Consider the following 5,801-nt stretch of genomic DNA (forward strand, 5'->3'; position numbering starts at 1 on the left):
GCCTGTTTTACGAATGAGAGTACCCTCTATGCACAGGCGGCCTGACCCCAAGCGCCACACAGCACCATCCGTCAACTATTAAATACCTTTGTTAATATCCATGACTGAATCCTCGATTCTTGCCGTCCGCATTCATGCGGGCTTCAACGCGGGCGCCTTCCTCGCCGGCCTCCTTGCCCTGAACGACCTTCCGGGCGGGATGGCTGGCGCCTACCTGCGCACGCTCTTTCCCAACATCGACTGCGGCCTCGAGTTTGCCCCCCGCTACGTCAATTCCATCCGCGGCATGTCGGCGCGGATTCTGGCGCCGAAGGAGCACGCCCACCGTCATCCGGCGGACATCCGGGCAATCTACGCAGAGAGCCGTCTCTCAGACGCAGCGCGGACGCTTTCCGACCGCGTCTGGCAGGTGCTCGCCCAAGCCGAGGCAAAAGTGCACGGCATGTCGATGGATGAGGTCCACTTTCACGAGGTCGGCCGCATGGCCAACATTCTCGCAATCGGCCTCTCGGCAGAACTCTTCCTCAAGATGAACGTCTCGAGGATTGCCGCGAGCCCCATTCCGATGAACGAGGGCGAGGTCGAGTGCGCCCACGGCCTTCTTCCCTACCCGGCGCCTGCTATGTTCACGATGCTGGACGGCGTCGCCGTGCGCGGCTCCTCCGGAAAGGGAGAGCTCGTGACGCCCACGGGCCTCGCGATCCTCAAAGGGTTCGGCGCCGAATTCGGTCCCTGGCCCGAAATGACGATTGAAAAGGCCGCGCAGATCTTCGTCTGGGGAACCGAATTTGAGGGTGTTCCCAACGGCTCCCGCTTCTTCCTCGGCTCCCCCGCACCGGCAGCCGCCGAATAAACGAAAAATCCGCCAACGTCCCTGATTGAGCGTAATGAAAAAGCCTCCGCCCGGCAGGAACCGGTTCCGGAGGCTTTTCTTATTCAGGCCGAAGCTTCCATCACGTCGGAAGCTGACGGATTCTGCGACGGTAGGCGGCGGGGGAGCACCCGAACCAGCGCGAGCACGAGCGCGAAAAGTTGCTCGGATCCGAGAAGCCGATCGTATAGGCGATCTCGGTGATCGAACGTTCGGTATGAGCGAGCGCGTCGTGCGCAAACTGCTTCTTATGCTTGTCTACGAGGTGAACGAAGACGGCGCCTTCCTCCTCAAGGCGGCGCTGAAGCGTGCGTGCGGACAGATTGAGGCGGCCGGCCACATCCGGGATGCGGACGCTTTCGCCCGCCCGGAGAAGCGCCTCGATTTCCTCTTCGACGCGAACGGTGAAGGAGAACTGACGAACGCGGTTGAGGTACTGGCGAACCACCTGTTCGTTTGCCTCGCGAAGCATTGCGTTCTGCGCGGCATAGGGCTCCATCACATCGTTGTAGGCAAAGCGGATCGATGCACGGTCGGAGCTCTTCGTATCGACGGCGCAGCCGAAATACTCTTCAAGGCGCTCGATTTCCGCGCGCTCCGCTCTCGGAAGAGGAATCTTCACCTCGACCGGGGTCACCGCGTGCTGCGAAAGGGAATTCGCCTGACGGAAGATGAAGGCGAGCACGCAAAGGAGCGCCGCATGGCGCGCTTCATAGCCGTGCAGGGTCTTCAGCGTCAGGGTCGACCCGGAACTGTCGTGCGCGAGGCTCGCGTCCATCGTCGTCGAAATCACCTTGGCGTAGCGCGCCGTGAGGTCGAGCACCTGCGCGAGCGAGTGGCTCGTGATGATGGCAAGCCCGAGGCCGTGGAGCGTCGGCGCCTGCATTTCCTGACCGCATTTGAGGCCGATGAGTTCGTCGCCTGTTGCGCTGATGAGCGCCTCCCAGAAGCGGCGCACGTTCATTGCGGGGAATCGTGCATCGGGAACCGTGAGAAGCGAGGAATCCATGCCGACGCGCTTCAGAATAGCTTCAGGCTCCACGCCGTAGCCTCTGGCGGTCTGGCAGATCGAACGGATCCAGCTCGCAAGGATGCTGTCGCCCAAGGGCAGATGCGCATCATCATCGGGAACGGGCTTTCCCTCAAGCGGCAGAGGAAGGCGGATCTCTTCAGACATTTCGGGGGAAAACTCCTTTGAGGACGGAATCTTACGTTATCAGAAAAAACACTGGAAAAGCGTCAGTCTTTACGTGAACCTGCGAAAAAAAAGCCGGCCGAGGAGAACCCTGGGCCGGCTAAAAACGCGGAGGAAAAAATCACATGCTCGAATCTAGTGCTTCAGATTCGATCCGGGGCATCAGCCGTAAATGACGCCCTCTTCTTTGACGACGCGAGTGCCGGCCTTGCCCGCGAGAATCTGATCGATCTCGGAAAGGGCGCCGATCACAGCGGTCTTGCCCGTCTTTTCGACGAAGCGGCAGGCTGCTTCAACCTTCGGACCCATCGAGCCCTTGGCGAAGCCGAATTCGCGCAGCGACTTCGGATCGGACTGAACGATCTTCTTCTGATCGGGCTTGCCCCAGTTGATGTAGGCGCCGTCAACGTCGGTGGCGATGACGAAGAGATCAGCGTCAAGGGAAGCGGCGAGAACGGACGAAGCGAGATCCTTGTCGATCACGGCCTCGGCGCCGACGAGCTTGCCGTCCTTGTCGAAGTACGTCGGAACACCGCCGCCGCCGCAGCAGATGACGATGTGGCCGTTTTCAACCAGGGTCTTAAGAGGAGCGAGACCCCAGATGCGCTTCGGATCCGGGCTCGGAACAACGCGGCGCCACTTGTCGTTGTCGGGAGCGATCGTCCAGCCGTGATGCTTGGCGAGCTGTTCGGCTTCTTCCTTGTCGTAGACGGGGCCGACGGGCTTCGTCGGGTTCTTGAAGGCGGGATCTTCAGGGTCAACCTGCGTCTGCGTGAGGATCGTCGCGAGCGTGGCGGTCTTCGGCACGTAGTTGACGAGTTCCTGCTGGATCATGTAGCCGATCATGCCGACCGATTCAGCACCGATCACGTCGAGCGGATACATCGGCACCTTCTTGTAGGCATTGTTCTGGAGAGCAAGAAGGCCGACCTGCGGGCCGTTGCCGTGCGTGATCACGAGCTCGTTGCCTTCGTAGGCCTTGGCGATCTGCTTACAGGCGAGGGAAACGTTTTCGCGCTGGTTTTCGCAGAGCATCGGCTCACCGCGCTTCAAAAGGGCATTGCCGCCCAGAGCAATAACAAGACGCATGACTGAAGAATCCTTTCTGGAGAGTATTGGGTTCAAGAGGCCGGAACGGCGTCCGGCCTCTTTGAAGAGAAGCTGAGCTCTTTCTAGAGCAGACTCCCGGATGAATCAGGAAATACCGGTGATGCCTGCTGCTTTTCTTATTGAACTCAGCAGATCCCCTGCTGATGCTGGCGGGATCAGTTGACGCCGACGACGGCAGCGAGGAGCGCCATGCGCAGAGCGACGGAGAAGCCGATCGCGCGGAAGTAGAGCTGGTGCTCGGTGTTGTCGATGCCGAAGTCGAATTCGCCCGGGTTGCGCGGCAGCGAGTGATGCACGCCAACGGTCTTGCCGGTCTTCGCCTTGATGTTGCGGAGCATTTCGAGCGAGACGTAGTAGTTGGCCATCTTCTTCTCGAAGTCGGCGCGGTTCGGGTCATCCTTCTTGACGGAGCAGCCCGGCAGATAGATGAGGTCGACGTTCTTGTCGGCGTAGAGCTCTTCGTTCTGCTTCATCGTGAGGTCGAAGTGCTCTTCGAAGTTCGCGTTCATCTTGATGAGCTTCTGACGAACGACTTCCGGCGTACGGAGTTCGCTCGTGCCCGTGTAGATGATCTTGGCGCCCATGGCGGCAAGAGCGAGGGCGAAGGACTGGCCGGAGCGGGCGCGCGAGAGGTCGGGCGTGGCGATGGCGACGGTGACCTTGGAGAGGTCGCCGAAGGCGCGCCAGCAGGTGTAGGAGTCAAGCAGACCCTGGGTCGGGTGCGTGACGTGGCCGTAGCCGCCCGAGATCACCGGAGCGCAGTGGCCTTCGATTTCCTTGAGGGCGCCGAGGGCTTCCTTGTCGTCGGGGTGACGCATGACGATGACGTCGGCGTATTCGCTCGTGACGCGCAGGCTGTCGGCGAGGGATTCGTTCTTCGCGACGGAGGAGTTGTGCGTCGGATCCGCTTCCGTGATCACGGAGCCGCCGAGGCGGTGCATGGCGTTTTCATGCGAGCAGCGGGTGCGGGTGGAGGGCTGGAAGAAGAGCGTGTAGAGAACCTTGCCGCGCAGCAGGTCGGTGCCGGTGCGCATGAAGGGTTCCAGCATTTCAGCAGCCTGATAGAGGGAGAGGATTTCGTCGCGGGAGAAATCATCGAGGAACGTGATGTTGCGGCCCTTCATGTGGGTGCCGGCGAGCGCTTCACGGATATCAAGGAGCTTGAAGTTGCTGTCGAGAGCCATGGTGAAAATTCCTTGGAGTTGGCTTGTTTGGTAAAGGTGCTTCTATGCAGGGGAGAAAAGACCGGCTGGATCGGACCTGAAAGGGATGGCTTCAAAGACAGGGGGAAAGAAGACCATCCCCTTCGCTCGCGATGCGCGGCCGGTCATTTTTTCCGGTCGCCCGCTTGCGGGATCAATCAGATCTCGACGTCGCGGTTGCAGTCCTTCGAATAGATGTAGGAGAACGGGCCGCGGCCGATGCCGTAACCGGCCTGAACCGAGAAGGCGCCCATCCAGAGGAAGTCTTCCTTCTTCGTCATGTACCAGGTGTCGTCGAGGAGGTACATGCCTTCGCCTTCATAGATGTAGGCGCCGTGTTCCTGGACGTGCGTTTCGCAGATGTTGTGGGACGCACCCGGATCGAAGGAGAGGATGTGCATGTTCATGTCGAAGGCTTCTTCAACCGGGAGGAAGTCCTTGACGTGAACGTTGGCCATGCCGTCGTAGTCGCGGAAGGCAACTTCATTGATGTTGCCGAAGACGCTCCAGGGCATGAGTCCCTTCGGATGCGGGATGTAGCGCTGCTTGTAGAGGAGGATGCGGCCTTCCTTGCCGTTGACGTTCTTGAAGCCGATGCCCTTGCCCGGAGCGGAGTAGGCATAGCCGCCCTGCGTGAGAACGCGCTTTTCGCCGGCGACGTCGACTTCGAGTTCAACTTCGCCGTCGAGGACGTAGATGAAGGCTTCTTCGTGTTCCTTGGCGCCGTAGGGGTAGTCCGTGTGCGCCGTGGCGCCCAGGGTGCCGATCAGCTGCACGAAGCCCGCGCCGATCTTCGGCGAGCAGAGAATCGTCATCTTGGCGTCAACGATTCCGGGAACCGTATTGATCACGCGGCCCTGGGGGGTAATGATCGCAAAGTCCGCCTTGACGACTGAACGGTTGGAAAGCAGGTCCTGAGGATAACCAGGCATCTGAAACTCCTTCAACTGACTGTAAGAGTGGTTGCTTTTTTCGCATCTAAGCCCTTGGCAGCATCCTTGAGTTCCGGCCCTGCCCTGGCTTTGATTTGATCTTCGGAAAGCGTGTTCCGTTGAATTGAACTATAGGCGCTTAATGACTTTTCTCATGCGCCCACTGCGTCAATGTCATGTCATTATGCGACATGCATATACAGCGTTTTCTCCTATATGACTTTTTGATTTTCTTATTTTTCAATATATTTAAAAATATTACCCGACAAACACCTTAGGCTTCTCATGACGCTCGATATCAAATCGTGACATGTCACTTGTCATTTAACGCCACGAAAAAAGCCAAAAGAAAAGGCGCTGAAGAAGGAAGAGGAACTTCCTGCCTCAGCGCCTTAAGGGGGCTTCCATAAATTCGGAAAGCCAGTTTTTCCACTTCGCCGACAGTACCCAAAACAACGCCGAGAGCCTCAGCACCGATCCGATGTTGAGGC

Annotated in this window: 5 protein-coding genes; 1 reads left to right on the plus strand and 4 read right to left on the minus strand. The window is 59.0% G+C overall.

Annotated elements, in window-relative coordinates; all coding sequences use genetic code 11:
• The first annotated feature begins 100 nt into the window (after positions 1-100).
• A complete protein-coding gene (gene larC, locus GBM95_RS10830) occupies positions 101-853 on the plus strand; it encodes a nickel insertion protein (RefSeq protein ID WP_152159107.1) in 753 nt (250 codons plus the stop codon).
• A gap of 100 nt (positions 854-953) precedes the next feature.
• Here larC and GBM95_RS10835 read toward each other — a convergent pair whose 3' ends face one another.
• From GBM95_RS10835 to allE, 4 genes are all read right to left on the minus strand, one after another.
• A complete protein-coding gene (locus GBM95_RS10835) occupies positions 954-2,048 on the minus strand; it encodes an AraC family transcriptional regulator (protein ID WP_152159108.1) in 1,095 nt (364 codons plus the stop codon).
• Between the two features lie 180 nt (positions 2,049-2,228).
• Positions 2,229-3,155: a carbamate kinase gene (arcC, locus tag GBM95_RS10840; RefSeq protein WP_152159109.1), complete on the minus strand. Its 927-nt coding sequence runs from the start codon at positions 3,153-3,155 to the stop codon at positions 2,229-2,231.
• A gap of 176 nt (positions 3,156-3,331) precedes the next feature.
• A complete protein-coding gene (locus tag GBM95_RS10845) occupies positions 3,332-4,360 on the minus strand; it encodes an aspartate/ornithine carbamoyltransferase family protein (protein ID WP_152159110.1) in 1,029 nt (342 codons plus the stop codon).
• A gap of 176 nt (positions 4,361-4,536) precedes the next feature.
• Positions 4,537-5,310, minus strand: coding sequence for a (S)-ureidoglycine aminohydrolase (allE, locus tag GBM95_RS10850; RefSeq protein WP_152159111.1), 774 nt, complete (start codon positions 5,308-5,310; stop codon positions 4,537-4,539).
• Positions 5,311-5,801 lie beyond the last annotated feature (491 nt).

Origin of the sequence: Sutterella seckii (assembly GCF_009183815.1) — a bacterium.
GTDB lineage: Bacteria > Pseudomonadota > Gammaproteobacteria > Burkholderiales > Burkholderiaceae_F > Sutterella > Sutterella seckii.

Excerpts from the sequence above, each read along its gene's own strand:
- arcC (WP_152159109.1), bottom strand. The coding sequence starts at position 3,155 with ATGCGTCTTGTTATTGCTCTGGGCGGCAATGCCCTTTTGAAGCGCGGT.
- allE (WP_152159111.1), bottom strand. The coding sequence starts at position 5,310 with ATGCCTGGTTATCCTCAGGACCTGCTTTCCAACCGTTCAGTCGTCAAG.
- GBM95_RS10835 (WP_152159108.1), bottom strand. The coding sequence starts at position 2,048 with ATGTCTGAAGAGATCCGCCTTCCTCTGCCGCTTGAGGGAAAGCCCGTT.
- GBM95_RS10845 (WP_152159110.1), bottom strand. The coding sequence starts at position 4,360 with ATGGCTCTCGACAGCAACTTCAAGCTCCTTGATATCCGTGAAGCGCTC.
- larC (WP_152159107.1), top strand. The coding sequence starts at position 101 with ATGACTGAATCCTCGATTCTTGCCGTCCGCATTCATGCGGGCTTCAAC.